Raw genomic sequence first — 23,542 nt, 5'->3', positions numbered from 1 at the left:
ATGAACAAGCTCTTTTCGCAAGCTCCCTCGCCCTCGCGCCGAGGCTTCCTCGCGGGCGTCGCGGCCGTCGCCGGCGGCGCGTCCTTCGGCTTCCACATTCCCTTCGCGGACGCCGCCGAACCGGCTTTCCCGGACGAGGTCAACGCCTGGGTGGTGGTGAAGCCCGACGACACGGTGGTGATCCGCATCGCCCGTTCCGAGATGGGGCAGGGCACGCTCACAGGCCTCGCCCAGATGGTCGCCGAAGAGCTCGAATGCGACTGGTCCAAGGTCACGACCGAGTATCCGACGCCCGGCGAGAACCTGAAGCGCAAGCGCGTCTGGGGCGCGATGGCGACCGGCGGCAGCCGCGGCATCCGCGAGAGCCATCAATATGTCCGCGAAGGCGGCGCGGCCGCGCGCGAGATGCTGATCGCAGCCGCGGCCAAGGGCTGGGGCGTGAAGCCATCCGAGTGCAAGGCCGAGAACAGCGTCATCACGCACGCGGCTTCCGGCCGCTCCACCACCTACGGCAAAGTCGCGGCGGAAGCGGCCAAGATGGAGCCGCCGAAGGAGATCCGCCTCAAGGATCCGAAGGACTGGGGCGTTATCGGCAAGTCGCTGCTGCGGCTCGACACCAAGCCGAAGACCGACGGCAGCCAAGTCTACGGCATGGACCTCAGCTTCCCCAACATGCTGAACGCCGCCATCAAGGACTGTCCGGTGCATGGCGGGACGCTGAAGAGCGTGAACAGCGCCGACGCCGAGAAAGAGCCGGGCGTGCGCGGCGTCGTGCGCGTCGGCGACAGCGGCGTCGCGGTGGTGGCGGACACCTTCTGGCAGGCGAAACTCGCCGCCGACCTGCTCGAGATCGAGTGGGACCCGGGCAAGAACGGCGAGGTTTCGAGCGCGAGCCTCGCGGAGTGGTTGAAGGAGGGGCTAGACGCCAAGGAGGCCTTCGTCGGCAACAAGAACGGCGACGCGGCCAAGGCGCTCGGCTCCGCCGCCAGGGTCGTCGAGGCGACCTACAGCTATCCGCTCCAGAACCACGCCTGCATGGAGCCGATGAACGCGACGGCGATCTGGACGGAAGACCGCTGCGAGGTCTGGACCCCGACCCAGAACGGCGAGGGCGCGCTCGCCGCCACCATCGCGGCCTCGGGGCACGACGCCTCCAAGTGCGACGTCCACAAGGTGCATCTCGGCGGCGGCTTCGGCCGGCGCGGCGCGACCCATGACTGGGTCACGCAAGTCGTCGAGATCGCCAAGAAGTTCCCGGGCCGGCACGTCAAGCTGATCTGGACGCGCGAGGAGGACATGATCCACGGGCGCTTCCACCCGATCACCCAGTGTCGGATGCGCGCCGCGCTGAACGACAAGGGCGAGCTGACGGGGATGCACATGCGCATTTCCGGCCAGTCGATCGTGGCCGCGATCGTCCCGGGCCGGCTCGCCGAAGACGGCAAGGATCCGTTCGTGTTCCAGGGGCTGATGGCGAGCGGCAAGGAGTTCGAGATCGGCTACACGATCCCGAACCTCCTGATCGACCACGCGATGCGGAACCCGCATCTCACGCCCGGCTTCTGGCGTGGGGTGAACACCAATCCGAACGCCATCTATCTCGAATGCTTCATGGACGAGCTCGCCCACGCCACGGGGCAGGACCCGCTCGCCTTCCGTCTGAAGCTCATGGAAAACCACCCGAAGCATCGCGCGGTGCTGCAGGCGGTCGCCGACAAGATCGGCTGGGACAAGCCCGCGCCGAAGGGCATCTATCGCGGCCTCGCGCAGGTGATGGGTTTTGGCGCCTACGTCGCTGGCGCGGCGGAGGTCTCGGTCACCGACGGCGAGCTGAAGGTCCACCGCATCGTGGCGGCGACCGACCCCGGCTACGCGGTCAACCCGCAGCAGATCGAGGCGCAGGTCGAGGGCTCGTTCGTCTATGGCCTCTCGGCGGCTCTTTATGGCGAGATGACCGTCGAGAAGGGCCGCGTCGTCGAGGAGAACTTCAACACCTACAGGGTGATGAAGCTCGCCGAGATGCCGAAGGTCGAATCGATCCTGATGCCGTCCGGCGGCTTCTGGGGCGGCGTCGGCGAGCCGACGATCGCGGTCGCCGCGCCCGCCGTGTTGAACGCGGTCTTCGCCGCGACAGGTAAGCGCGTGCGGAACATCCCGCTGAAGAACACGGACCTGAAACAGGCGTGACGCGCATCTATCCGGGAAGGCCCTGGGCCGTGGCCGCGTTCGTCGCGGTCGCCTTCGGCCTTCCCGCCTTCGCCGCCGAGCCGACGCCGCCCGGAGCCACGAGCTGCTCGGGCTGCCATGCGGCGGGCTCCGCCTTCGGGCCGCTGGCGGGCGTTCCCGCCGAGCGCACCGAGGCGGCGCTTGCGGCGTTCCGTTCGGGCGAGCGCCCCTCGACGCTGATGGGCCGGATCGCCAAGGGCTTCGACGAGAACCAGTCGCGCGCGATCGCGCAGTGGTGGGCGGGCCAGGAGGCGGGCAAGTGACGGCGCCGATCACACGGCGAGCCGCGGGTATCGGCCTTGGCGCGGCGGCGCTCGCGCTGTCTGCTCCGATCGTGGCGCGAGCCGCGAAGCCGAGGGTCGTTGTGGTCGGCGGCGGGTTTGGCGGCGCGGAGGCCGCCCGCGCGCTCGCCGCTGGCGGCGCGGACGTCACGCTCGTCGAGCCGAACGAGACCTACGCCTCCTGCCCGTTCTCCAACGAGGTGATCGTCGGCCTGCGGCCAATGGAGCGGCAGCTCTTCGGCTATGACGGCGTGAAGGCCGCCGGCGTCACCGTCGCCCGGACCTCCGCGACGGCGATCGACGCGCAGGAGAAGACGGTCGCGCTCGCCTCCGGCGGACCGCTGCCGTTCGACCGGCTTGTGCTGTCGCCGGGCATCGAGATCCGCTACGGCGCGCTCGCCGGCTATGACGAGGCCGCTTCAACGGTCCTGCCGCACGCCTGGAAGGCCGGGGACCAGACGCTCCTTCTGGCCAAGCAGCTCGAGGCCATGGAGGACGGCGGCCTCGTGGTGATGTCGGCGCCCGCTAACCCCTTCCGCTGTCCGCCCGGTCCCTATGAGCGCGCGAGCCTGATCGCGCATTATCTCAAGACGCGGAAACCGAAGTCGAAGCTCATCCTGCTCGACGCCAAGGACAAGTTTTCGAAGCAGCCGTTGTTCGAAGCGGCATGGAAGGAGCTTTACGCCGGCGTGCTGGAGTTCGTGCCGCTCTCGGCCGGCGGGCAGGTGACCGAGGTCGACGCGAAGCAGAAAACCTTCAAGACCGACTTCGAGACCTATCGGGCGGCGGTCGGCAACGTCATCCCGCCGCAGCGCGCCGCGAGGATCGCGGTCGACGCCGGCTGCGCCGACAAGTCCGGCTGGTGCCCGATCGATCCGGTCACCTTCGAGTCGAAGCTCATTCCGGGGGTCCACGTCATCGGCGACGCCGCGATCGCCGGCGCGATGCCGAAATCGGCCTTCTCGGCGAACGCCCAGGCCAAGGTCTGCGCCGAGGCCGTTCTAGCGTTGATCGCGGGACAAGAGCCCGTCGAGCCGCGCCTCATCAACACTTGCTACAGCCTCGTGGCTCCGGGCTACGGCATCTCGATCGCGGGCGTGTTCAAGCCGTCGAACGGACTTCTGGCCGACGTCGAGGGCGCGGGCGGGATCAGCCCGCTGAACGCGCCGAATGCGGCGCGCGAACAGGAGGCGAAATACGCCGAGGCCTGGTACGACGTCATCACCAAGGCGACGTTCGGATGAGATGGCGCGCGCAATCCTGTTCCTCGCCACGCTTGTCCTCGCCAGCAGCGCGCATGCCGACGGCGGGCGCTACGAGGTTTTGGGCGACGAGATCCCCAAACCTCTCACCGATCAGCCCGGAGATCCGGCGCGCGGCCGCGCCATCGTGGTCGACCGCCGCAAGGGGCTCTGCCTGCTCTGCCACTCCGGGCCTTTTCCGGAGGAGCGCTTTCAGGGTGATCTCGCGCCTTCGCTCGAGGGCGCGGGCGACCGCAACACGCCCGGCGCGCTGCGCCTTCGGCTGGTGGACAGCCGCCGCGTGAATACGGATACGATCATGCCGCCTTACTTTGAAACGACGGGCCTCCATCGGGTCGCGCCGGAATTCAGGGACAAGACAATCCTGAACGCGCAGGAGATCGAGGACGTGATCGCGTTTCTCGCCACGCTGAAGACGACGGGCGGAAGCCGATGACCGCCGTTTCCCGCAGGTCTGCGCTCGGGATCGGCGCAGGCGCGCTCGCGCTCGTCACGGTGAAGCCGGCCGCCGCCCAGTTCGTCCGCAAGGACGGCGCCGCCACCCTTGAGGCGATCCGCGCCTTCACCGGCGGCAAGGAGGCGGCGCCCGGCAAGATCGTCATGGACATTCCCCCCTTGGTCGAGAACGGCAATTCGGCGCCGCTGAAGCTCGACGTGCCGGGCCTGGGCGACGGCGTGTTCGTGCGCCGCATCGGCGTGTTCAACGAGAAGAATCCGCTGCCCGAGACCGTCACGCTGCATCTCGGCCCGCGGACGGCCCCGCGCGTGCAGACTCGCATCCGCCTCGCCGACAGCCAGACCATCACGGCGATCGCCGAGCTTTCGGACGGCACGTTCCATTCCGCGACCGCCGACGTGATCGTCACGCTGGCGGCCTGCGTGGAGGGCTGAAGGCATGGCGCGCGCGCTCGTCAACGCTCCGAAGACCGCCAAGGCCGGCGAGATGATGGAGATCAAGACCCTCATCAGCCACGTGATGGAGACCGGATTCCGGCCGGGCATGGACGGCAGGATCAAGCCGCGCGACATCATCACGGAGTTCGCCTGCGAATATGACGGCGAGGTCGTGTTCCGCGCCGCGCTCCATCCGGCGACTTCGGCCAATCCCTATCTCGCCTTCGAGACCCGCGCGACGCGCAGCGGTCCGATGAAGCTGACCTGGCGCGGCGACAATGGCTTCGAGCAGACCGAAACGGTCGACATCACGGTGGAGTAGCGCCGCGGCAGCATCGCTTCTCGCGCTGACGACGCTCGGGGCGCTGGCGGAGCCGAAACGCTCGGGCTTCGACGACATGTCCGCCTCGACGCAGGCGATGCAGCGTGACGACGTCCAGAACCCCGGAATGCTCGCGGCCGGACAGGGCGAGGCGCTGTGGAACGCGCAGCCGCCCGGCGGCGGACAGTCCTGTGCAAGCTGCCACGGAGATGCGACGGCGAGTATGAAGGGCGTCGCGGCGCGCTATCCTGCGTTCGACGAGGCGACCCGGCGGCCCATCGATCTTCAGGACCGCATCCGCGCCTGCAACGCCCGCAGGCCCGGCGCGCCGGACATGCCGCATGAGAGCGAGGAGCTCGTGGCGCTTTCGGCCTATGTCGGGCTGCAGTCGCGCGGAACGCCCACGGCGCCGGATCCGGATCCGCGGCTCGCGCCGTTCAGGGCGCGCGGGCAGGCCTTGTTCGAGCGGCCGATCGGCCAGCTGAACCTTTCCTGCGCGGCCTGCCATGACGCGCGGGCGGGCGGGCGGCTCGCCGGCGCACTCATCCCGCAGGGGCACCCGAACGGCTATCCGCTCTATCGGCTCGAATGGCAGGGGATGGGCTCGCTCCAGCGGCGGCTGCGCAACTGCATGACGGGCGTGCGCGCCGAGGCGCCGCCGTTTGGCGCGCCGGACTTCGTGGAGCTCGAACTTTATCTTCAGTCGCGCGCCGCGCCGCTCGCCGTCGAAACGCCGGCGGTCCGGCCGTAGGCCGGGCTTTCGCGTCGTCAAAAGAGGAGGGACGGCCGCCGGCGCGGGAACGCAGGGGGGGGGGAGTGTCGGCGGCCGTCCGCGGCGCCTTGGGGGAAAGGCGCCCGCCGGGCGCGGCGGGGTTCGGAGGGGGGAGCCGCGCCCGGGCGTTCGAGGCCGCGCCTTTCAGGGCGCGGACAGAAAGGTCGTGAGGGCTCAGCCCTCGTTGTCGTTGCCGGTCCAGCCGCGGAACACGGCGCCGGTGCCGGTCGGCGAGGGCGGAGTGGCGAGGCCGCGGATCTCGCGCTCGAGCATCACCGGCGTCATGTTCTGCTGCAGGCGCGGGTCGCGCTCGCCCTGGGCGGTCGGCGCCTGCATCCCGCCGGCGCGCTCGCTGGCGGTGCTGGCGGCGTGGGCGGCGGAGGCGGAGATGACGAGAGCGGCGGCGGCGGTCAGAATCGTCTTCATCGAACTGGTCTCCATCTTTCGGTCTGCGGCGGAGGCCGCGAAGTCGAGACGCGGAAGCGCCCCGTCGATGAAGAGAGGTTTAAGCGCCGCCTGTCGCAGAGATCTGTCGGCGAACAGGTCGAACGGTCGCGATTTGTATCGGCCGCAGTCGTCGCGACATTCTGATACACTTTTTCCCGGCGTCGCTTCGGCGATCACGCTATGGTGCTCTTGGCACACATCTTGAGCATCGCAATGGAACCGCAGCCCCACATCGCCGTGGTCGACGACCACAGGGACATCCGAGATCTCGTTTCGAAGTATCTCGCCCAGCACGGCTACCGCGTGAGCCAGGCCGAGAGCGCGCCCGCGTTCCGCCGGCTCGCCGAGAAGACGGCGGTCGATCTCGTGGTGCTCGACGTCATGATGCCGGGCGAGGACGGGCTGTCGCTGTGCCGGGAGCTGCGGGCCGCGACCGACATCCCGGTCATCATGCTGACCGCGATGGCCGAGGACACCGACCGCATCGTCGGACTCGAGATCGGCGCCGACGACTATCTGACGAAGCCGTTTAACCCGCGAGAGCTTCTCGCGCGCATCAAGGCGGTGCTGCGCCGCGTCCAGTCGCTTCCGCCCCAGCGCGGCGCCCCCAAGGCCAAGGAGATCCGCTTCGACCGCTGGCTGCTCAATGTCGGCCGGCGCGAACTGGTCGACGACGGCGGCGTGGCGGTGCCGCTCTCGACCGCGGAGTTTCGGCTGCTGTCGGCCTTTCTCGATCACGCCGGCTTGGTGCTCAGCCGTGACCAGCTGCTCGACCTCACGGTCGGACGCGCCGCCGATCCCTTCGACCGCTCGATCGACAATCAGGTGAGCCGTCTGCGCAAGAAAATCGAGGCCGATCCCAAGACGCCGACGCTCATCAAGACGCATTGGGGCGGCGGCTACAGCTTCTCGGCGGAGATGACGACGTGATCCGCCAGTTCTGGTCGAGAAGCCTGACCGTCCAGTTCATCGTGCTGATGCTGCTTGCGCTCGCCGCCTCTCAGGGCGTCGGCGCGGTGGTCGCGTGGTACGAGCGCTCCGACCTCCTGCAGAAGCAGATCAAGTCGGAGTTCGTCAGCCGGGCGGCCTCGGTGGCGCAGCTCCTCGAGGCGACGCCCAAGGAGCTGCAGGACGACATTCTGGCTGCGACCGCGACCAACTATTCGCGCTTCTGGGTCTCGCCCGCTCCGCCGACCGAGGTCGCGGACTGGCGCGGCGAGGCGTTCCGGCAGCTCACCTTGCCGCTGCCGAGCTACATCAATCTCGGCAGCCCCGAGAAGCTCAGGACGGCGCCGCCCAACGAGGCGCTGCTCGCCGCCGCCAAGGCCTCCACCAGCGCGCAATGGAGCGAGCTGTCGTCGAGCGCCTGGCCGCTCGACCGGACGGCGAAGTTCGTGCGGCTCGACGACGCCTTCGGCATGGGGCTCGCGGTGCGGCTCACCAACGGCTCGTGGCTCAACACCGCCTTCGCCAAGCCCGCCGCCAACGCGTTCTGGACGCAGCAGGCCGCGGCCTCGATCGGTTTCGCAGCGCTCCTCCTCTGCGCCATCGCCGTGGTGCTGGTGCGCGGCATCACCCGCCCGATGCGGCGCATGGCGGACGCGGCGGAAGCGCTCGGCCGCGGCGAGCGCGTCGAACTCGCCGAGACCGGCCCGGACGACATCCGCCAGACGGCGGAAGCCTTCAACCGCATGCAGGACCGCCTGCAGCGCTTCGTCGAGGACCGCACCCGCATGCTCGCGGCGATCGGCCATGACCTGAGGACGCCCATCACCTCGCTTCGGCTGCGCGCCGAATTCGTCTCCGACGAGGAGACGCGCGAAAAAATGCTGGCGACGCTCGATGAACTGCGCGGGATGACCGAGGCGAGCCTCGCCTTCGCGCGCGAGGAGGCGGTCGAGGAGGAGACCCGCGCGGTCGACCTGACGGCGCTCGTCGAAAGCCTCTGCGACGACCTGCGGGAGCTCGGGCAGGAAGTCGTTTTCCTGGAGGGCGCGCGCATTCGCACCCGCTGCCGGCCGGACTCGTTGCGCCGGGCGGTCCGCAACCTCGTCGAGAACGCCTCGCGCTACGCCGGCGGAGCGCGCGTCAGCGTGTTCGAGACCGCGCAGGCGATCGCAATCGACGTCGAGGATGACGGGCCCGGCGTGCCCAAAGACGCGCTGGAGCAGGTGTTCGCGCCGTTCTACCGGCTGGAGGTCTCGCGCAACCGCGAGACCGGGGGCGTCGGGCTCGGCCTCGCCATCGCCCGCTCTATCGCGCGCCGGCATGGCGGCGACGTCGTGCTGGAGAACCTCGACAAGGGCCTGCGCGCGCGCATCACGCTTCCGCAGGCGAGGGTGGCGGGCGAAAGCGAACAGACGTCCGCGCCCCGCCAGCGCCGGGCCGCGCTCCCGGCCCCCGTGACCTCGCCCGCGGCGCCTGCGCGCTGAGGGGCGAGGCCCGGACGGCCGCAGCGGCTCAGTAGCGCTTGTAGCTCAGGAACTTGCCCGACATCTGGAGTTTCACCCGGTCGCCCTTCTGATCGGGCTGGCGCTCCATCGTCATGTCGAAGTCGATCGCCGACATGATGCCGTCGCCGAACTCCTCGTTGATGAGCTCCTTCCAGGTCGTGCCGTAGACCATGACGAGCTCGTAGAACCGGTAGATCACCGGGTCGGTCGGCGGGATCTCGGTGAGCGAGCCGCGATAGGGGATCTCGGTCAGCAGGATCTCGGCCTCCTTCGGCAGGTCGAGCAGCGCGGCGGCCTTGGCGGCCTCGCTCGGCTCGAGCCGCATCTGGCCGAGCAGCGCGGCGGTGATCACGATCGGCGAGGTCGAGACCGAGACCTTCTCGTGGATCTCCTTCCAGGTCAGGCCCTTCATTCTCTTCTGCGACAGGACGAGTTCGGTGACTTCGGCGCGGATCATGGCGCGGCTCTCCTTGGGTGAGGCAGGTTGAGGTCGGGGTAGTGAAAAGTCAGGCCGACGCGGCGCGGGCCGGGGCGATCTCGGGCGGCGCGGCGGCGGCCGTCTCGCCCGGCCGCACCAGCGGCGGGCGGCGCGGGTCGTAGCTCTTCCCGGCGATCTCCGACGCGAAAGTCTTCGAGCGCGTCACGAGGAAGTCGAGCAGGTGGTTGCGCAGCGCGTAGTAGCTGTCGTGCTTGTGGATGTCGGTGCGCCGCCGGTCTTTCGGCAGCGTGTTCTCGACGATCTCGGCAATCTTGGCGCCCGGACCGTTGGTCATCAGCACGATCTTGTCGGCGAGCAGCATGGCCTCGTCGACGTCGTGGGTGATCATGAACACGGTCTGCTCGGTCTCGGTGCAGATGCGGCGCACCTCGTCCTGAAGGGACCCGCGCGTCAGCGCGTCGAGCGCCGAGAACGGCTCGTCCATCAGCAGCATCTTGGGCTCGATCGCGAGCGCCCGGGCGATGCCGACCCGCTGCTTCATGCCGCCCGACAGCTCCGCCGGCTTCTTGTGCTCGGAGCCGGTGAGATGGACGACGTCGATGTATTTCTGGCAGTGCGCCCGGACCTTGTCCTTCGGCCAGTCGGGATGACGCGACGTCACCGCGAAGGCGATGTTGCCCATCACCGACATCCAGGGCAGCAGCGAATGCCCCTGGAAGATCACCGCGCGGTCGAGGCTCGGACCCGAGATCTCGCGGCCGTCCACGATCACGACCCCGGCCGAGGGCTGGTCGAGGCCTGCGAGCACGTTGAGGATCGTGGTCTTGCCGCAGCCCGAATGGCCGATGAGGCAGACGAACTCGCCCTTGGCGATCGGCAGCCAGACGTTCTCGAAGACCGTGGTCTCGGTCCCGCCGGGCGCCGGATAGCGGCGCGCCAGCGCCTCGATGGAGATGAGGGGCTTGGTCATGGGCGAACGCCTGAAGGTTCGTCATGCCCCGGCTTGTCCGGGGCATCCACCGCGCCGACGCGCGGCGCTTCGTGGGTTGGCGTGGATCCCCCGGACAAGCCGGGGGATGACGAGGCGGTTGTGGTTTCAGACGACGCCATCACCGTCACTCCCGGTAGGCCACGAGGCGGGCGGCGCGGGCGAGGGCGACGTCGAGGATCATGCCCACGAGGCCGATCAGCAGGATCGCGGTCAGGATGTTGCCGATGGAGAGGTTGTTCCACTCGTTCCAGACGAAGTAGCCGATGCCGGTGCCGCCCACGAGCATCTCGGCCGCCACGATCACGAGCCAGGCGATGCCGATCGAGATGCGCATGCCGGTCATGATGGTGGGGGCCGCCGCCGGCAGGATCACCATGAAGGCCTTGCGCAGCGGTCCGACCTCGAGCGTCGCGGCGACGTTGAGCCACTCTTTCCTGACGCTCGCGACCCCGAAGGCCGTGTTGATCAGCATCGGCCACAGCGAGCAGATGAAGATCACGAAGATGGCCGAGATCCCTGAGTCCTTGATCGTGTAGAGCGCGAGCGGCATCCAGGCCAAAGGCGAGATGGGTTTGAGGATCTGGATGAAGGGATCGAGCGCCCGGTAGGTGAGCGGCGACATGCCGATCAGGAAGCCGAGCGGGATCGCGACCAGCGCCGCGAGGCCGTAGCCGACCAGCACGCGCCCGAGCGAATAGGCGAGCTGGATCCCGACGCCTTGGTCGTTCGCGCCGCGGACGTAGAACGGGTCCTTGATGTGTTTCCAGAGCGTCGCGCCGACATCGGCAGGGGTTGGGAACGCGCTCTTCTGTCCCTCCGCGGCCGCGCCCGAGACGAGGGCTGCGTATTCCGGATCGACGTTTCCGGCCGCGCCTGCGGTCGGAAGGGTCGCGACGTGCCAGATCCCGATCAGCGCCGCGAGGATCGCGATCGAGAGCAGGCCGGCGCGAAGAGACAGCGAGGCGCGCATCGCTCAGGTCCGCTTGATCGCGAAGGACTCGACGTACTCCGCCGGCTTGGCCGGATCGAACGGCTTGCCCATCACCGAGAACGTCTTGGTGGTGGCGGTCGGCGCGGTGAGCCCGGCCTCGGCCATGAGCTTGGTCGCGTCGGTCGCGAGGAACACGTCCTTGGCCACCTTCTGGTAGTCGACGTCGCCCTTGATCTGCCCCCAACGCTTCATCTGGGTGAGGATCCAGACCGCGAAGCTCTCATAGGGGAAGGGGTCAAACGCGATGCGGTTCGGGTCCTTCATCACCTTGCCGAGCCCGTCCGCGAAGGTGCCGGTCAGCACCTGTTCGACGACCGTCTGCGGCTGGTTGAGGTAGTTGGTGGGTGCGATCGCCTCGGCGATCTGCTTGCGGTTCTCGGGCTTCTGCGCGAACGCCGTCGCCTCGATGATCGCCTTCAGCAGCGCCTGATAGGTGCCCGGCATCTCGGTCACGAACTGCTTGGAGGCCGAGAACGCGCAGCAGGGGTGGCCGTCCCAGATCTCCTTTGAGAGCAGATGGATGAAGCCGACGCCGTCATAGACGGCGCGCTGGTTCACAGGGTCGGGCGCGAGAAAACCGTCGATGTTGTCGGCGCGCAGGTTCGCGACCATCTCGGGCGGCGGCACGGCGCGGATCTGCACGTCGCGGTCCGGGTCGATCCCGGCCTCGGCGAGGTAGTAGCGCAGCAGGTAGTTGTGCATCGAATAGTCGAAGGGCACGGCGAACTTCATGCCCTTCCAGTCCTTCGGGTCGCGCTTGTCCTTGTGCTTGACCGCGAGGGTGATGGCCTGGCCGTTGATGTTCTCGACCGCCGGCATCGTCCACGGGATCGGGTTCGAGCCCACCCCCATCGAGATCGCGAGCGGCATCGGCGAGAGCATGTGGGCGGCGTCGTATTCCTTGTTGATCGCCTTGTCGCGGATCACCGCCCAGCCGGCGGTCTTCACCACTTCGACGTTCAGCCCCTGCTTTTCATAGAAGCCCATCGGCTTGGCCATGATGATCGGGGTCGCGCAGGTGATGGGGATGAAGCCGACCTTGAGGTCCTTCTTCTCGACCGGCAGCCCTTGGGCGAAGACCTCGGTCGCGGTCGCAAGCGGGAACAGCGCGTTGACGGCGGCGATCGCCGTCCCGGCGCCGACGGCGGCCAGGAAGGCGCGGCGGGTGGCGTCCTGCGGGAACAGCGCCCGCATCACCGCGCTCTCGACGACGCGCTTCGAGCGGTCGTCGGCGCTTGCGGGGTCGGCCGCGTGCTCGGCCTGACTGGCGTGGCGGCCGCAGGAGCAACCGGGGGTCAGGCGGTGGCGGGCGTCGAAGGGGTCTTTGAAAGCGGTCATCGGCGCGAGGCTCCGGTGGCGAGGCGTCACTTCCATTGCGAAGCGCGTGCCAAACTCCGGACGCCGCGCAATCCTCTCGCGTTCTTGACGCAAACGCGCTGGCGGTCGGTTACGAAAAATCGTAATTTACGAAATATCGTCTCTTGCTTACGAGATTTCGTTGTTGGCGCAGCTTTCGTTCGATCTCGGCCGGAACCCCGTCGCGGCCTTCGAGGCGCTCGCCGAGGCGGCGCTCGTGGTCGATCCGTTCGCCGACCGGGTGCTCGCCGCCAACGACGCCGCGCGCCGCCTACTGGCGGGCGGCGAGGGCGCAGACGTGGTCGGCCGCTCCTTCGCAGAGCTGCATCCGGGCCAGCGTCCGGCGCTCGTGGTGTTCACGGACGCGGTGCTGACGCTCGGCCGGCACTGGACGCGCTCGCTCTCGCCCGCGCCCTTCGAAGGAGGGGCGGCGCGCTACGAATATTCCGGCGTGCGGCTCGAGGGCCCGCGCGGGCCGATCGTCGTCACGATCGCCGATCTCGACGAGCGCCGGCGCCGCGACGCGGACGCCGAGGCCGAGCTCTACATGCGCGACGGCATCGCCGAATGGCGCAAGGTCGAGCGCTTCTTCCAGGAGGTGGAGCGCGAGAACCAGCTCATCCTGAAGGCGGCGGGCGAGGGGGTCTACGGCGTCAACGCCGAGGGGACCACCACCTTCCTCAACCCCGCGGCCGAACGCATGCTGGGCTGGAACGCCGAGGAGCTCGTGGGCAAGAACATGCACGCGACGGTGCATCACCATCACCCCGACGGCAGCCACTACCACAACCACGACTGCCCGATTTACGGCGCGTTCCGCGACGGCGCGGTGCACACCGTCACCGACGAGGTGTTCTGGAAGAAGGACGGCTCGCCGCTCTGGGTCGAATACACCTCGACCCCGATCAAGGACCGCGGCGTTGTGGTGGGCGCCGTCGTGGTGTTCCGCGACATCGGCCAGCGCCGCGAGGCCGACGAGAAGCTGAAAGCCGCTCTCGCCGAAGTCGACGCGCTGCGCGAAAAACTCGAGCTCGAAAACGCCTATCTGCAGGAGGAGATCCGGCTGGAGGGCCGCCATCGCGGCATCGTCGGCGCGAGCGCTGCGATCCAGACCACGCTTCGGCAAGTGGAGCTCGTCGCTCCGACCGACGCGAGCGTCCTCGTCACGGGCGAGAGCGGGACCGGCAAGGAGCTGATCGCCCGCGCGATCCACGAGGCGAGCGAGCGGCGCGAACGCCCGATGATCCGAGTCAACTGCGCTGCGATTCCGCGCGAGCTGTTCGAGAGCGAGTTCTTCGGCCACGCCCGCGGCGCCTTCACGGGCGCGCTGAGGGACCGCGTCGGGCGCTTCGAGCTCGCCGACGGCGGGACGCTGTTCCTCGACGAAGTCGGCGAGATCCCGCTCGAGCAGCAGGGCAAGCTGCTGCGCGTGCTCCAGGAAGGCCAGATCGAGCGCGTCGGCGAGGAGAAGACGCGGCGGGTCGACGTCCGCGTCATCGCCGCCACCAACCGCGACCTCGAGGCGGAGGTGAAGCGCGGCGCGTTTCGGCGTGATCTGTTCTTCCGCCTCAACGTGTTTCCGATCCACGCCGCGCCGCTGCGCGAGCGGCCGGAGGACATCCCGCTGCTCGCGCTCCACATGCTGGGCCGGCCCGGGCGCGCGCCGGCCGGCCGGGCTCCGAGCCTCACCGAGCGCGACGTCCGCCGCCTCGTCGCCTATGACTGGCCGGGCAACGTTCGCGAGCTCGAGAACGTCATCGAGCGCGCGCTCATCACCGCGCGCGACGGGCGGCTGGCGATCGATCTTCCGGGCGGCGAGGCGGCGGCGGTCCGCGCCGAGCCGCGGCCGGCCGGCAAGGCCCCTGCGATCGTTTCGGAGGACGACCGCCGCGCCCGCGACCGCGCCGCGCTCGTCTTTGCGCTGGAGGCGGCCGGCGGCCGGGTGTCCGGTTCCGGCGGCGCGGCGGAGCTGCTTGGCGTGAGGCCGACGACGCTCGCCTCGCGCCTCAAGGCCGCGGGCCTCGACGCGCGATCGTTCCGGCGGGGGGCCAAGACCTAGCCGTCCCGCTCACTCGACCGCGACCCAATCCTTCAGGATGCGCCGTTCCTCGTCGGTGATCTCCGTGACGTTGCCGGGCGGCATGGAATGGGTCAGCACCGCCGTGACCCGGATCGCGCCGGCATGGGCCCGGATGTCCTGAAGCGTCTCGAGCTTCACCCCCTTCGGCGCGACGCCGACGCCGGGCCAGAGCGGCCTTTCGGCGTGGCACATGCTGCAGCGGGTCTGCACCACGAGCTGGGCGTTTTCGAACAGCTCGCTCTGGGCGCCTTGCGGTTCGACGACCGCGCGCCGGGCGGGCGCGGGGCCGGCCGCCGACAGAGCCGCGATCGCCGCCCCGCAGGCGGCCGTGATCCCCCAGGTCCACCAGGGCGAGGGCTTTCCGCGATGCATCGTGTTGAAGAAATGCCGGATCGACACGCCCATGACGATGACGAGCGCGAGGATGATCCACGAATACCGCGTCGCGAATGCGAGCGGATAGTGGTTGCCGATCATCACGAACACGACCGGCAGCGTCAGGTAGTTGTTGTGCAGCGAGCGCTGCTTGCCCTTCGCCCCGAGCGTCGGGTCGGGCGTCTCGCCGGCTTTCAGCGACGCCACCACCTTCCGCTGGTTGGGAATGATCACCATGAAGACGTTGGCCGCCATGATGGTGCCCATCATCGCGCCGATCTGCATGAAGGCGCCGCGGCCGGAGAACACGAAGGAGTAGATGAAGGCGAAAGCCACGATCATCGCGAAGGCCGAGAGCGCGAGCTTCAGGTCGCTCCTGGCGAGGTCGCTCTCGCAGAACTCGTTGTAGAGGAACCAGCCGAGAAAGATGCCGCCGAGGCTGTAGGCGACCGCCGAGATCGGATGGATGTCCATCACGGCGGGGTCGATCATGTAGAGCCGCGCGCCGAGATAGTAGACGATGACCAGAAGCGCGAAGCCCGACAGCCAGGTGGCGTAGGCCTCCCATTTGAACCAGGTGACGTGCTCGGGCAGCTGCGGCGGGGCGACCAGATACTTGACCATGTGGTAGAAGCCGCCGCCGTGGACCTGCCACTCGTCGCCATAGGCTTTCTCGGGCAGGCTGGGCCTCTGTTTCAGGCTGAGGTCGAGGTGGACGAAGTAGAACGACGAGCCGATCCACGCGATGCCGGCCATCACGTGCGTCCACCGCACGAAGAAGCTCACCCACTCCCAGATGATCGCGTCCAAGGCTCAGGCTCCCGAGAGTGGGCTTTGGCGTGGGAGAAACGACAGGCGCGACGCCTCCGGCCCCCTCCCCCTTGCGGGGAGGGTGAGGGTGGGGGTGGCGCCGGATAAGGCGCCGCGAGCGGTCATAGAGCGTTGGCGCCGTCGCGCTCCGTCCTGAACCACCCCCACCCCCGACCCCTCCCCGCAAGGGGGAGGGGAGAAGAGCGTCTCGCGATCAGCGATCCGCATTGGACTGATCCCGGTCGTGGAGCTTTTTGCCCGCCACGTATGTCGCGCGGATCGCGCGGTCGTCGGCCAGGATCATCTGGACGAACAGCGCCTCGAACAGGCTGTCGACCTCGCGCATCCGGCGGCGGATCAGCGGCGTCGAGTTCAGGTCGATGACCATCACGTCGGCCTCGTGGCCGGCCGCGAGATTGCCGACCTTGCCCTCCATGCGGAGCGCCGCCGCGCTGCCCATGGTGGCGAGCCAGAACGCCTTGACCGGGTGCAGCGAGTAGCCGCGCAGCTGCGCGATCTCGTAGGCGGCCTTCATCGTGTCGAACATCGACATGGACGAGCCGCCGCCGATGTCGGTCGCAAGCCCCACCCGGACGGGCGAGTCGCAGTCGCGCAGGCCCTTCATGTCGAACAGCCCCGAGCCGATGAAGGCGTTCGAGGTCGGGCAGTGGGAGATGGCCGAGCCGGTCTCGCGCAGCCGCGCGATCTCGCGTTCGGTCAGGTGGATGCAGTGGCCGAAATTCGCGCCCTCGCCGATGAGCCCATAGGCCTCGTAGGCCCCGAGATAGTCCGGCGCGTCCGGATAGAGCTCTGCGACCCAGGCGATCTCGGCGAGGTTTTCAGACATGTGGGTCTGCATCAGCGTGGTAGGATGCTCGCGCCAGAGCGCGCCCATGGCCTCCATCTGCTCGAACGTCGAGGTGACGGCGAAGCGGGGCGTCACTGCGTAGACGATGCGTCCACGGCCGTGCCATTTCTCGATCAGCGCCTTGGATTGGTCGTAGCCCGACCGGGCCGTGTCCCGCAGCGCCTCGGGGCAGTTGCGGTCCATCATGTTCTTGCCCGACACGATGCGCATGCCGCGTTCGAGCGCGCCCTCGAACAGCGCCTCGACCGACGCCGGATAGGTGGCCGAGAAAACGCTCGCCGTGGTGACGCCGTTGGCGAGGCAGCCGTCGAGATAGGTCTCGGCCCCGGCGCGGGCGTATTGCGGGTCGGAATATTTGATCTCGGTCGGGAAGGTGTATTTCTCGAGCCATTCGAGCAGCTGCTCGCCATAGGAGCCGATGATCTCGAGCTGCGGATAATGCGCGTGGCTGTCGACGAAGCCCGCCATGATCAGCGCGTCGGGGCCGTAAGAGTCGACCTCGACGCCCGGATGGCGGGCGAGCACGTTGGAAGCCTGTCCGACCTCCAGGATTCTGCCGTCCGCGATCACGACCGCGCCGTCGTCGCAGGTCTCGACGGCCGCATCCGGACCGACCCGGAACGGATCGTCCCGGAAGGCGAGCGTGCGTCCGCGCAGGGCGAAGGTGTGGGGTGTCGTCATCGTATGACGTTCGGCTCCGCCATTTCCGTCATCCCCCGGCTTGTCGGGGGGATCCAGGCCCATTGCCGGGCGCGGCGCTGCGGAGGTCTGGATGCCCCGGATGAACCGGGGCATGACGAGCCGCAGCGGTTCAGTTCACTTCGGCAGAGATCCCTCGACGCCCTGGACGAAGAAGTTCATCGACAAGAGGTCCTTGTCGGCCGCCTTCTCGCCCTCCTTCAGCCAAGGGCTGCCGTCCTGCTTGTTGATCGGGCCGGTGAAGGGGTGGAGCTCGCCCGAGATGATTTTCTCCTTGGTCGCGTCCGCGAGCGTCTTCACGTCGTCGGGGACCGCCGGGCCGTAGGGCGCGAGCTCGACCATCTTCTGCTTCAGGCCGTCCCAGGTGTCCTTGGTGGCCCAGCTTCCGTCCATCACCGCCTTCACGCGGTCGACGTAGTAGTAGTTCCAGTCGTCGAGGATCGAGGTGAGCTGCGCCTTCGGGCCGAAGATCGCCATGTCGGAGGCCTGACCGAAGGCGTAGATGCCGCGCTCCTCGGCGAGTTTCATGGCGGCGGGCGAATCCGTGTGCTGCATCAGCACGTCCGCTCCCTGGTCGACGAGCGCCTTGGCGGCGTCCGACTCCTTTCCGGGATCGAACCAGCTCGAGACCCAGATGGTCTTGATCTTGATGTCCGGGTTGACGGTCTTGGCGCCGAGATAGGCCGAGTTGATGCCCATCACGACTTCCGGGATCGGGAACGAGGCGATGTAGCCGATCGTCCCGGTCTTCGACATCTTGGCCGCGATGATGCCGGCGATGTAGCGGCCCTCGTAGAAGCGGGCGTTGTAGATCGAGACGTTCTTGGCCGTCTTGAAGCCGGTGGCGTGCTCGAACTTCACCTTGGGGAAGCGGTTCGCGACCTTAATGGTCGGGTTCATGAAGCCGAACGAGGTGGTGAAGATGAGGTCGTTTCCGCCCTGCGCCAGCTGCGTGATGACGCGCTCGGCGTCGGGCCCTTCGGAGACGTTCTCGACATAGGTGACCTTCACCTTGTCGCCGAACTCCTTCTCGACCGCCTTGCGGCCGACGTCGTGCTGGTAGGACCAGCCGTGGTCGCCGATCGGGCCGACATAGACGAAGGCGACCTTGAGCGGCTCGGCGGCCATGGCGGCCGTGGCCGCGACCGCCGCGGCGGCGACGAGGCCGGCCGAGGCCAGCAGGCGGAACGCGCGTTTCATTGCCAGGACTCCTTCGAAAGGCGCCGGGCCAACGGGACGACCGTCAGCTCGTCGCGTAAAACACCTTGCCAAGGCAGGACGGGGCGTTGAGCTTCATCTTCACGCGGTCGCGCGAGATCACGACCAGCACGAGGATGGTCGCGAGGTAGGGCATCATCGACAGGATCTGGGCGTCGACCTGAAGGCCGAGCGCCTGGCTGTGAAGCTGCATGATGGTGATGCCGCCGAACAGGTACGCGCCGCCGAGCACGCGGAGCGGCCGCCACGAGGCGAACACCACGAGCGCAAGCGCGATCCAGCCGCGCCCGGCCGACATCTTCTCGACCCAGAGCGGGGTCTGGACGAGCGAGAGATACGCCCCGCCGAGCCCCGCGCAGGCGCCGCCGAACATGACCGCCAGATAGCGGATGCGGATCACCGGATAGCCGATGCCGTGCGCGGCCTCGTGGTTCTCGCCGACCGCGCGCAGGATGAGGCCGGGCCGGGTCCTGGCGAGGAACCAGGCGACGCCCGCCACCAGCGCGAGCGAGAGATAGACGAGCGCGTCCTGCCCGAAAATCAGCGGGCCGAGGAAAGGGATGTCGGTGAGCAGCGGAATGTCGACGCGCGGGAATTGCGGCAGCGAGATGCCCGAATAGGACTGGCCGATCAGCGCCGAGAGGCCGAGGCCGAAGAGGGTCAGCGCAAGTCCGCAGGCGACCTGGTTGGACATCAGCGTCAGCGTCAGCACGCCGAACAGCCCGCCCATCGCAGCGCCGGCGAGCGCGCCGATCAGGATGCCGGCCACGTAGGAGCCGGTTCCCACCGTCCCCGCGAAGGCCGCGATTGCGCCCATGATCATCATGCCCTCGACGCCGAGATTGAGGACGCCGGACTTCTCCGTCACGAGCTCGCCGATCGCCGCGAAGACCAGAGGAGTCGCGGCCACCGTGACGCCGAGCAGGATGTTGAGCAGGAGATCCATCGGGTCCGTCTCTCCTTACTCGGCGGGTTTGGGGGTCAGCGGCGCAGGCGCGGGCTTCGCGGGCGCGGCCAGCCGCTCGCCGGCGCGCACCACCCGGAAATTCACCAGCACGTCGGTGGCGAGCAGGAAGAACAGCAGCAGGCCCTGGAACACGCTGGTGGTGGCCGACGGCAGGCTCATCTCGATCTGGGCGGTCTCGCCGCCGATATAGGTGAGCGCCATCAAGAGCCCCGCGAACACGATGCCGACCGGGTGGAGGCGTCCGAGGAAGGCCACGATGATCGCCGTGAAGCCGTAGCCGACGGGCAGCGACGGCACGAGCTGGCCGACCGGCCCCGCCGCCTCGAACAGACCCGCGACGCCTGCGAGCGCGCCGGAGATCATGAAGCAGGTCCAGACGATGGTCTTCTCGGAATAGCCGGCGAAGCGGGCGGCCCGGGGCGCCTGGCCCAGCACCTTCACCTGAAAGCCGAGGATCATCCGCTCGAGATAGACGTAAGCGGCGGCGGCGGCCGCGAGCGCGACCAGGAAGCCGATGTGGGCGCGGGTGTCCGTGATCAGGTTGGGGACATGGGCGTCCTCCTGGAACAGGCGGCTTTCCGGGAAGTTGAAGCCCTCCGGATCGCGCAGCGGCCCATGAACGAGAAGGCTCAGCAGCAGCGTGGCGACATAGACCAGCATCAGCGAGACGAGGATTTCGCTGGCGTTGAACTTCGTGCGCAGGAAGGCCGGGATCGCGGCCCACGCCATGCCGCCGAGCGCGCCGGCGATCGCCATCATGGGCAGGAGCAGCGGGCCCCCGTCCGGGTAGGCCGCAAGCGCGACGCTGCCGCCCGTGATCGCCCCAATGGTGAACTGTCCCTCCGCGCCGATGTTCCAGACGCCGGCGCGGAAGCCGATCGAGAGGCCGACGGCGATCAGGATCAGCGGCGTCGCCTTCACCAGCATTTCGGCGAGGCTGTTGAAGTCGGTGAGAGGCTTCAGGAAGATCAGGTACATCGCATGCAGCGGCGCCTTGCCGAGCAGCGTGAACAGGACGAAGCCGGCGAGGATCGTCAGCGCGACGGCCAGGAACGGCGTCGCATAGAGCATCGCGCGGTTCGGCTCCTTCCGCGGGACGAGCTTAAACATGGGCGGGCTCCGCCGCGGCGGCGTCCGCGGCTCGTGTCGCCTCGACCTCCTTGGCCCGGCCGCCCATCGCGACGCCGAGCTTCTCGACGGTGAGCTCCTCGGTCGGTTGGCTCGGAAACAAGTAGCCGCCCGCGATCACCGAGATCCGCGTCGAGATCGTGAACAGCTCGTCGAGGTCCTGGCTGATGATGACGACGGCGGCGCCGGCGCCCGCGAGATCGAGCAGGATCTTGTGGATCGCGGCCGCCGCGCCCGCGTCGACGCCCCATGTCGGCTGGGAGGCGACCAGCACCTTCGGGGCCTGCATGATCTCGCGGCCCATGATGAACTTCTGCAGGTTGCCGCCCGAGAGCGAGCGCGCCGCGGACTTCACGCTCGCGGTCTTGACCTTGAGGTCGGCGACCACCTGGCTCGCGAAGCGGTTGGCGTTGCCGGGGCTGATCAGCCCGCCGCGCGCGAGATCGTTGGTCTTGCCGGCCGAGAGCAGCGTGTTCTCCCAGAGCGCCATGCCGGGCACCGCCGCATGGCCGAGCCGCTCCTCGGGCGCGAAGCACATGCCGGCCGCGCGCCGCTCGCGGGGGCCCGCAAGGCCGATGTCGGCGCCGTCGAGCTGGATCTGGCGGGCGAAACGGCATGGCCGTTCGCCGATGAGCGCCTCCATCAGTTCGGTCTGGCCGTTGCCAGCGACGCCCGCGACGCCGAGGATCTCGCCGGCGCGCACGACCATCGAGACGTTCTCGAGGTCGACGCCGAACTGCTCCTCGCTGTCGAGCGACAGGTCCTGAACCTTGAGGCGGATCTCGCCGGGTTCGGGCAGCTCGCGCACCGGCTTGTTGAGCGTCGCGCCGATCATCATCTCGGCGAGCGACTTCGCGGTCTCCTGTCGCGGGTCGCAGGAGCCGACCAGCTTGCCGCCGCGCAGCACGGTGGCCTTCGAGCAGAGCGCGCGGATCTCGTCGAGCTTGTGGGAGATGTACAGGATCGAGCAGCCTTCGGCCGCCAGCCGCCGCAGCGTCTGAAACAGGACCGAGACCTCCTGAGGCGTCAGCACCGAGGTCGGCTCGTCCATGATGAGCAGCTTCGGCTCCGACAGCAGGCAGCGCACGATCTCGATTCGCTGGCGCTCGCCGACCGAAAGCGTGCCGACGAGCTGGGATGGGGCAACTTTCAGGCCATAGGCCGTCGAGACCTCGACGATGCGCTTGCGGAGGTCGCCGTTCTTCGCCTCGGCGGCGGACAGGCCCAGCGAGATGTTCTCGTAGACGGTGAGCGCCTCGAACAGGCAGAAGTGCTGGAACACCATGCCGACGCCCTTGGCCCGGGCCTCCGACGGCTTTGACGGCGAGAACGGCTCGCCCATCAGCGTCATCTCGCCGGAATCGGGCTTCTGGATGCCGTAGATCATCTTCACGAGCGTCGACTTGCCCGCGCCGTTCTCGCCGAGCAGCGCGTGGATCTCGCCCCGGCCGACCGTGAACGAGACGTTCTCGTTGGCGATGACGCCGGGGAACGTCTTGGTGACGTTCTCGAGCTTCAGGATCGGTGACTCAGACATCGGGCCGCCTCTCGCGTGAGCTTCGGGAGGCAAGAACTTTGCCGGGCGCCGATCCTGTCCCCATCAGCTGCCCCGATAGGTCGAATAGCCGTGCGTCTGCAGCAGCAGCGGCACGTGGAAGTGTTCGTCCGGCGAGGCGACGCCGAAGCGCAGGGTGACGACGTCGAGGAACGCCGGATCGGGCAGCGTGCGGCCGGCGCGCTTCAGATAGGGCCCGACATGGAAGCGGAGTTCGTAGACGCCGGCCGAGAACGCCTCGCCCTCGATCACGGCCGCGTCGGTGCGGCCGTCATGGTTGGTCGTCACCTCGCCGAGCTTCTCGGCGGCTTCGCCCGTGATCCGGTAGAGCTCGACCGCGATGCCGGCGCCGGGGCGGCCGAGTTCGGTGTCGAGAACATGCGTGGTCAAGCGTCCCAAACGCGTCCGCCCTGTCGCTGTGGCCTCGTCGGCCGATCGAAACGACCTCGGGCGGCGCCGGCGAAACTCAACCTCGCGCCGCGACGGCGCGGTATGGGCGCACCCGGACGGAAGGTTGGCGGGAGCCGGAGCCTCGTCGATCCTTCCGCCGGGCGCGTGTCCAGAAGCTGCCACCAAAGGTCGAAACTGCGCAATCTGCACGCAGGAACAAAATTGTGGCGCCGCCTTGCTTTTGGCGCCGTTCAAATCGGCGCCGACGCTGCTGGCCCCGCAGTCCGGAGGCGGTCTAGAAATCGGTGATGGACGTCTCGCCCAAGCGGCCCTCGGGCCTTTCCCCCGAAAACTTCGTCGCTCTCTACGGCGGGGTCTACGAACACTCGCCGTGGGTCGCCGAAGCCGTGGCCGCCAAGGGTCTGACGGAGGCCGACGACGAACCCGAGGCGCTGTCGGCGCGGATGTCCGCGATCGTCGAGGCGGCGGGGCGGGAGCGGCAATTCGCGCTGCTCCGCCTGCATCCCGAGCTCGTCGGCAGGCTCAAGGTCGGCGAGACGCTCACCGCCGAATCGACGCGCGAGCAGGCCTCCGCGCGGCTCGACGAGTGCTCTCCCCAGGAGTTCGAACGCTTCCAGACGCTGAACGAAGCCTACAATGCGCGGTTCGGCTTTCCCTTCATCGTCGCGGTCACCGGAATGACGCGCGCCGACATCCTCGCCGCATTCGAATCGCGTGTGGAGAACACGCCCGAGGACGAATTCCGGACCGCGCTCGACAACGTCCACCGCATCGCCCGCATCCGGCTCGACGCGCTGGCGCGGCAGGCGTGACGTCGCTCGACGACGGAACGGCGTGCTTCGAGACGCCGTGAAGAGCAGGCGTCTCAGCATGAGATGCCCTCTGGGTACGCCGGAGCTCAGACCCCCCTCATGCTGAGGAGCGGCCGTCAGGCCGCGTCTCGAAGCACGCAGTTCCTTCCCGCAGGCCGCCTGTGTCGCCGAGCCGGCGCTGGCAC

General features: G+C 68.4%; 23 protein-coding genes. 11 read left to right on the top strand and 12 right to left on the bottom strand.

Going from position 1 to position 23,542, the window contains the following annotated elements; genetic code table 11:
- Genes ACFOWB_RS18070 through soxA form a run of 7 tightly spaced genes read left to right on the top strand, consistent with a single transcriptional unit; the run spans position 1 to position 5,736 of the window.
- Complete coding sequence (locus ACFOWB_RS18070) at positions 1-2,187, top strand: xanthine dehydrogenase family protein molybdopterin-binding subunit (protein ID WP_261403506.1); 2,187 nt, start codon at positions 1-3, stop codon at positions 2,185-2,187.
- Positions 2,184-2,489: a c-type cytochrome gene (locus ACFOWB_RS18065; protein ID WP_378148652.1), complete on the top strand. Its 306-nt coding sequence runs from the start codon at positions 2,184-2,186 to the stop codon at positions 2,487-2,489. Before ACFOWB_RS18070 ends, ACFOWB_RS18065 begins: the two co-directional genes overlap by 4 nt.
- Entirely contained in the window at positions 2,486-3,751 is a 1,266-nt protein-coding gene (locus ACFOWB_RS18060) for an FCSD flavin-binding domain-containing protein (protein WP_378148650.1), read from the top strand. The genes ACFOWB_RS18065 and ACFOWB_RS18060 overlap by 4 nt, the downstream gene beginning before the upstream one ends.
- Before the next feature lies 1 nt (position 3,752).
- On the top strand, positions 3,753-4,205 hold the full coding sequence (gene soxX / locus ACFOWB_RS18055; protein WP_261403504.1) for a sulfur oxidation c-type cytochrome SoxX: 453 nt from the start codon (positions 3,753-3,755) through the stop codon (positions 4,203-4,205).
- Positions 4,202-4,660 carry a thiosulfate oxidation carrier protein SoxY gene (locus ACFOWB_RS18050; protein ID WP_261403503.1) on the top strand — a complete coding sequence of 153 codons (459 nt, stop codon included), beginning with the start codon at positions 4,202-4,204 and terminating at the stop codon, positions 4,658-4,660. The genes soxX and ACFOWB_RS18050 overlap by 4 nt, the downstream gene beginning before the upstream one ends.
- A 4-nt stretch (positions 4,661-4,664) precedes the next feature.
- Positions 4,665-4,985 (top strand): thiosulfate oxidation carrier complex protein SoxZ, encoded by a 321-nt coding sequence (gene soxZ, locus ACFOWB_RS18045; protein ID WP_261403502.1) that lies wholly within the window; start codon positions 4,665-4,667, stop codon positions 4,983-4,985.
- A complete protein-coding gene (gene soxA, locus ACFOWB_RS18040) occupies positions 4,942-5,736 on the top strand; it encodes a sulfur oxidation c-type cytochrome SoxA (RefSeq protein WP_261403501.1) in 795 nt (264 codons plus the stop codon). The genes soxZ and soxA overlap by 44 nt, the downstream gene beginning before the upstream one ends.
- A gap of 195 nt (positions 5,737-5,931) precedes the next feature.
- On the opposite strand, the gene ACFOWB_RS18035 is transcribed toward soxA, so the two are convergent.
- Positions 5,932-6,183, bottom strand: coding sequence for a hypothetical protein (locus ACFOWB_RS18035; protein ID WP_378148644.1), 252 nt, complete (start codon positions 6,181-6,183; stop codon positions 5,932-5,934).
- Positions 6,184-6,417: 234 nt separating this feature from the next.
- Here ACFOWB_RS18035 and ACFOWB_RS18030 point away from each other — a divergent pair, with 234 nt between their 5' ends.
- A complete protein-coding gene (locus tag ACFOWB_RS18030; protein WP_261403499.1) occupies positions 6,418-7,134 on the top strand; it encodes a response regulator in 717 nt (238 codons plus the stop codon).
- Positions 7,134-8,636 (top strand): ATP-binding protein, encoded by a 1,503-nt coding sequence (locus ACFOWB_RS18025; protein WP_261405869.1) that lies wholly within the window; start codon positions 7,134-7,136, stop codon positions 8,634-8,636. Before ACFOWB_RS18030 ends, ACFOWB_RS18025 begins: the two co-directional genes overlap by 1 nt.
- A gap of 28 nt (positions 8,637-8,664) precedes the next feature.
- Here the strand turns inward: ACFOWB_RS18025 and cynS are convergent, their stop codons facing one another.
- The 4 genes from cynS to ACFOWB_RS18005 all read right to left on the bottom strand — a co-directional run bounded on the left by cynS (position 8,665) and on the right by ACFOWB_RS18005 (position 12,416).
- Positions 8,665-9,114, bottom strand: a complete 450-nt coding sequence (gene cynS, locus ACFOWB_RS18020) for a cyanase (RefSeq protein WP_261403498.1) — start codon at positions 9,112-9,114, stop codon at positions 8,665-8,667.
- Positions 9,115-9,163: 49 nt separating this feature from the next.
- A complete protein-coding gene (locus tag ACFOWB_RS18015; protein WP_261403497.1) occupies positions 9,164-10,066 on the bottom strand; it encodes an ABC transporter ATP-binding protein in 903 nt (300 codons plus the stop codon).
- A gap of 145 nt (positions 10,067-10,211) precedes the next feature.
- Positions 10,212-11,057 carry a nitrate ABC transporter permease gene (gene ntrB, locus ACFOWB_RS18010; protein WP_261403496.1) on the bottom strand — a complete coding sequence of 282 codons (846 nt, stop codon included), beginning with the start codon at positions 11,055-11,057 and terminating at the stop codon, positions 10,212-10,214.
- A gap of 3 nt (positions 11,058-11,060) precedes the next feature.
- Positions 11,061-12,416, bottom strand: coding sequence for a CmpA/NrtA family ABC transporter substrate-binding protein (locus ACFOWB_RS18005; protein WP_261403495.1), 1,356 nt, complete (start codon positions 12,414-12,416; stop codon positions 11,061-11,063).
- 163 nt (positions 12,417-12,579) lie between these two features.
- Between ACFOWB_RS18005 and ACFOWB_RS18000 the strand changes: the two genes are divergently transcribed.
- Positions 12,580-14,493: a sigma 54-interacting transcriptional regulator gene (locus ACFOWB_RS18000; RefSeq protein WP_378148640.1), complete on the top strand. Its 1,914-nt coding sequence runs from the start codon at positions 12,580-12,582 to the stop codon at positions 14,491-14,493.
- A 9-nt stretch (positions 14,494-14,502) separates the two neighbouring features.
- Here the strand turns inward: ACFOWB_RS18000 and ACFOWB_RS17995 are convergent, their stop codons facing one another.
- The 7 genes from ACFOWB_RS17995 to uraH all read right to left on the bottom strand — a co-directional run bounded on the left by ACFOWB_RS17995 (position 14,503) and on the right by uraH (position 22,533).
- Positions 14,503-15,699 (bottom strand): urate hydroxylase PuuD, encoded by a 1,197-nt coding sequence (locus tag ACFOWB_RS17995; RefSeq protein WP_378148638.1) that lies wholly within the window; start codon positions 15,697-15,699, stop codon positions 14,503-14,505.
- Positions 15,700-15,913: 214 nt separating this feature from the next.
- The gene (gene guaD / locus ACFOWB_RS17990) at positions 15,914-17,248 is read right to left on the bottom strand and encodes a guanine deaminase (protein WP_378148636.1); all 1,335 of its coding nucleotides are present in this window, start codon (positions 17,246-17,248) and stop codon (positions 15,914-15,916) included.
- A 135-nt stretch (positions 17,249-17,383) separates the two neighbouring features.
- Positions 17,384-18,394, bottom strand: a complete 1,011-nt coding sequence (locus tag ACFOWB_RS17985) for a BMP family ABC transporter substrate-binding protein (RefSeq protein ID WP_261405868.1) — start codon at positions 18,392-18,394, stop codon at positions 17,384-17,386.
- 115 nt (positions 18,395-18,509) lie between these two features.
- Positions 18,510-19,430 carry an ABC transporter permease gene (locus tag ACFOWB_RS17980; RefSeq protein WP_261403492.1) on the bottom strand — a complete coding sequence of 307 codons (921 nt, stop codon included), beginning with the start codon at positions 19,428-19,430 and terminating at the stop codon, positions 18,510-18,512.
- A gap of 15 nt (positions 19,431-19,445) precedes the next feature.
- A complete protein-coding gene (locus tag ACFOWB_RS17975) occupies positions 19,446-20,561 on the bottom strand; it encodes an ABC transporter permease (protein ID WP_261403491.1) in 1,116 nt (371 codons plus the stop codon).
- On the bottom strand, positions 20,554-22,116 hold the full coding sequence (locus ACFOWB_RS17970) for an ABC transporter ATP-binding protein (RefSeq protein WP_261403490.1): 1,563 nt from the start codon (positions 22,114-22,116) through the stop codon (positions 20,554-20,556). Before ACFOWB_RS17970 ends, ACFOWB_RS17975 begins: the two co-directional genes overlap by 8 nt.
- Positions 22,117-22,179: 63 nt before the next feature.
- Positions 22,180-22,533 (bottom strand): hydroxyisourate hydrolase, encoded by a 354-nt coding sequence (gene uraH / locus ACFOWB_RS17965; RefSeq protein ID WP_261403489.1) that lies wholly within the window; start codon positions 22,531-22,533, stop codon positions 22,180-22,182.
- 299 nt (positions 22,534-22,832) lie between these two features.
- Here uraH and uraD point away from each other — a divergent pair, with 299 nt between their 5' ends.
- Positions 22,833-23,357 carry a 2-oxo-4-hydroxy-4-carboxy-5-ureidoimidazoline decarboxylase gene (uraD, locus tag ACFOWB_RS17960; RefSeq protein WP_378148630.1) on the top strand — a complete coding sequence of 175 codons (525 nt, stop codon included), beginning with the start codon at positions 22,833-22,835 and terminating at the stop codon, positions 23,355-23,357.
- Positions 23,358-23,542 lie beyond the last annotated feature (185 nt).

It is taken from the genome of Chenggangzhangella methanolivorans (assembly GCF_042648545.1).
Lineage (GTDB): Bacteria > Pseudomonadota > Alphaproteobacteria > Rhizobiales > Methylopilaceae > Methylopila > Methylopila methanolivorans.
This window is presented reverse-complemented; position numbering and strand designations above follow the sequence as displayed.

Excerpts from the sequence above, each read along its gene's own strand:
- ACFOWB_RS18035 (WP_378148644.1), bottom strand. The coding sequence starts at position 6,183 with ATGAAGACGATTCTGACCGCCGCCGCCGCTCTCGTCATCTCCGCCTCC.
- ACFOWB_RS18070 (WP_261403506.1), top strand. The coding sequence starts at position 1 with ATGAACAAGCTCTTTTCGCAAGCTCCCTCGCCCTCGCGCCGAGGCTTC.
- soxX (WP_261403504.1), top strand. The coding sequence starts at position 3,753 with ATGGCGCGCGCAATCCTGTTCCTCGCCACGCTTGTCCTCGCCAGCAGC.
- ACFOWB_RS18050 (WP_261403503.1), top strand. The coding sequence starts at position 4,202 with ATGACCGCCGTTTCCCGCAGGTCTGCGCTCGGGATCGGCGCAGGCGCG.
- soxA (WP_261403501.1), top strand. The coding sequence starts at position 4,942 with ATGGCTTCGAGCAGACCGAAACGGTCGACATCACGGTGGAGTAGCGCC.
- cynS (WP_261403498.1), bottom strand. The coding sequence starts at position 9,114 with ATGATCCGCGCCGAAGTCACCGAACTCGTCCTGTCGCAGAAGAGAATG.
- ACFOWB_RS17975 (WP_261403491.1), bottom strand. The coding sequence starts at position 20,561 with ATGTTTAAGCTCGTCCCGCGGAAGGAGCCGAACCGCGCGATGCTCTAT.
- uraD (WP_378148630.1), top strand. The coding sequence starts at position 22,833 with ATGGACGTCTCGCCCAAGCGGCCCTCGGGCCTTTCCCCCGAAAACTTC.
- ACFOWB_RS18005 (WP_261403495.1), bottom strand. The coding sequence starts at position 12,416 with ATGACCGCTTTCAAAGACCCCTTCGACGCCCGCCACCGCCTGACCCCC.
- ACFOWB_RS18030 (WP_261403499.1), top strand. The coding sequence starts at position 6,418 with ATGGAACCGCAGCCCCACATCGCCGTGGTCGACGACCACAGGGACATC.
- ACFOWB_RS17985 (WP_261405868.1), bottom strand. The coding sequence starts at position 18,394 with ATGGCCGCCGAGCCGCTCAAGGTCGCCTTCGTCTATGTCGGCCCGATC.
- ACFOWB_RS18015 (WP_261403497.1), bottom strand. The coding sequence starts at position 10,066 with ATGACCAAGCCCCTCATCTCCATCGAGGCGCTGGCGCGCCGCTATCCG.
- soxZ (WP_261403502.1), top strand. The coding sequence starts at position 4,665 with ATGGCGCGCGCGCTCGTCAACGCTCCGAAGACCGCCAAGGCCGGCGAG.
- guaD (WP_378148636.1), bottom strand. The coding sequence starts at position 17,248 with ATGACGACACCCCACACCTTCGCCCTGCGCGGACGCACGCTCGCCTTC.
- ntrB (WP_261403496.1), bottom strand. The coding sequence starts at position 11,057 with ATGCGCGCCTCGCTGTCTCTTCGCGCCGGCCTGCTCTCGATCGCGATC.
- ACFOWB_RS17970 (WP_261403490.1), bottom strand. The coding sequence starts at position 22,116 with ATGTCTGAGTCACCGATCCTGAAGCTCGAGAACGTCACCAAGACGTTC.
- ACFOWB_RS17980 (WP_261403492.1), bottom strand. The coding sequence starts at position 19,430 with ATGGATCTCCTGCTCAACATCCTGCTCGGCGTCACGGTGGCCGCGACT.